General features: G+C 51.8%; 2 pseudogenes. Both read left to right on the top strand.

Going from position 1 to position 2570, the window contains the following annotated elements:
* A pseudogene (locus EYC95_RS30295) lies at nt 1–1914 on the top strand (hypothetical protein); the annotation flags it as partial.
* Nucleotides 1914–2570 (top strand): annotated as a pseudogene (locus tag EYC95_RS29945) (hypothetical protein); the annotation flags it as partial. The pseudogenes EYC95_RS30295 and EYC95_RS29945, both read left to right, overlap by 1 nt.

Genomic DNA, 2570 nt, shown 5'->3' with positions numbered 1-2570 from the left:
CCCACCGTGAAAACGGTTAACGAGGGCGATGGTTGTTTACGCGCTGAACACCTCGCTGTATTCGAAACCGACCCAGGTCCTTACTACCCGCAGGTCGAACACCTCGACGGGCACTTGCTGGAAGGGTTGCTGGCCAGCGGGAGCCTGAACAGCACACTGACTGGCCAATCGAAAGCGGCGGCCAGTACGCTGATCAGCATCTACGAAAATCTGGCTGGCTCTTTAGAAACCGCCAGCAGTGCGGTGAAGGCACAGGTCGCACACGCCCCCACCAGCGCCTATCTGCATGGACTTGGTGTGGGGCTGTTGCGCAGTTTGATGCCCAAGACCTTTAGTGAAATGCACTTCATCAATCGCCGGGATGCGGATCCGCAGCGGTATCACCTCTTTGGTTTGTCCGACGTGCCGGCGGGAGATCAGCGGCCACAGCGGGTGATGGGGGAATATCTGGATGCGCAGGGGCGGCCGTTGAAGGTGGGGAATGCTGCTGATGCATTGGAGACTCCAAGCGTTCCTCGCATGGGTAATTACAAACTGCTGGTGATGCCGGTGGATCATCCGACGGCTCGGAATCTTAGTGTGCTGAATCGGAGGATTAATGCGGTTTATAAGGAGGATGTGGAAGCTCGAGGGGCGGATAACGCGAAAGTGAAAGGCGCGTTGCAACAGGGTGTAGATGAGCTTGCGGAGTTGGCGAATGGGCGGGTTTATCGGGTGCTGAATTCGTTGCCGTTTGCGGCAGGGGTTTTGATGTTGGAGGTTTGGAATGTGAGGACGGAGTGGGCGGCTGCGGAGCAAGTGAGACAGGAGAAGGGGGGATTTCGTTCTCGTCTTTCTATAGCAGGGGCGACCGTAGATCTAGGTATAGCGCTGGAGATGCTGACGGTAAAACTTGCCGGCACTCAGTCTGTTCTAGCGGTTGGCCGCAAGGTTCTTTTTACTATTTCAGATGAGGCCGCGAAAAAAACCTTAGGATCTCTAGCGGCAGAGTATTTAGCAAAGGAGTTTACCGGTCGAATACTGGCTCAAATTGGATCTGGGTTGATTCTTGCGGCCATTTGCCTTGTAGACGCCTGGTACGCTCGGAGATGGGGCGATGACACCAGTTGGGCATATTTGATGATGGCTGTGGGCGGAGTGGCCAGCGCGCTCAGTGGCCTGGTTGTCACGAGCGTCAACTTCCTAGGTCTTGGTCCGGCTGGTTGGGTAGCGCTGGTATTGATCGTAATCGGCGCCGGACTTGCTTGGTGGCTAACGGATAAGCCCATCGAAGAATGGCTGGTCAATGGCCCTTTCGGCACACAAATTCATTCAGACAATGTGCATCTGCTAGATCCACAGTGTGGCTTTTATTATCTGACCAGTTTGTTTGCCGACTTTCGCATCAACGTGGGTTCCAACCCAGAATTCGTCCCCGATGCTAAATATGACATTCACGCAAAGACGCCTTTTCAGGTTATCTCGTCCAACACTTGCATTCGCATTGAAAGCAACTTACCGGGCTTAGTTTCAAATTTGAGTACGCTCAATACCAATGCTCACTGCCGGCTTAATACTTTCGAAGTCAACGGTGGTCGCATCAAAAGTGAAACCGTAATGTTCAAAAAATTGATTAACAGTCAACTTGCTTCGCCTAAAGCACAAAGGCTGCTTCCGCAAGCCCTAGAACTGTTCTTCGCAACCCCACCGAGCTATGCCTTTGACTTAGCGACACGCTCATCTGGCATTGAGCAGCAATGGCAAGTTAGAGCGCAGTGTGTATTGGAACAAAAAAATCAACGCTGGCACTTTCCTGCGCCACCACCCAAGGACGGCACGCCATTCGACGCAAACCACAACAAACCCGACTTCGGCACTGAAGGTTCACTTTACTGGGCAGACGAAGTGTCAAATAAATCGCGGAATAGCAACTAATGACTGATGAATATTGGTACGCCCAGACTGCCTATCGGTCTAGTAGAGTCCCCAAACAAGAACCTTCAACTGAACGTCCGTGGATTATGCGTTTCGCCAAGGCCCGACTGCCTTGGGGCAATGCTGATGACCTAACGGCCGCAAACCTTTTCGAAAAGTTCTCACCAAAATCACTCCGCCTCTATGAAGGGTTCAAAAAAGAGCGTGAAGAGGAAACAGCCACGAACACCTATGCTCCGAACCTATACGAACTTATTGATTTTCACATTAGGGATGACCACGAACGCTTCAGGTATGCCCTTCTGCCCGCAAGCTCCCACTTCTGGATGTATATGTCAGGAGGAGGGCGCTTCTTATTTTTTTTGTTTTTAATTGCCTGCATCCCCACCTACTTTTTTGAAATCTCGATCGAACACAAGTCAGTTTTGGAGTCAACCAAAAATATTTTTATAGAGTTTTTCTCCTGGTTTCTCGGCCTACCACTCCTATCTTGGGCAATCGGTTCAATAGTCATAAACCACTCCCCCCCCCTCTGGAAAAACCCCTCCCGAGGCCCCATCTGGGAACTCAACCGCCGCACCGGCCTGGTCACCGTCTTCGACTACAAAAACAACGGTGAATATAAAAAGAACGGCACCATCGGTGAACTCACCGCG

Source organism: Pseudomonas sp. BGI-2 (assembly GCF_004310295.1).
Lineage (GTDB): Bacteria > Pseudomonadota > Gammaproteobacteria > Pseudomonadales > Pseudomonadaceae > Aquipseudomonas.
Note: the sequence above shows the minus strand (reverse complement) of the source record. Positions and strands in the feature narration are given on the sequence as shown.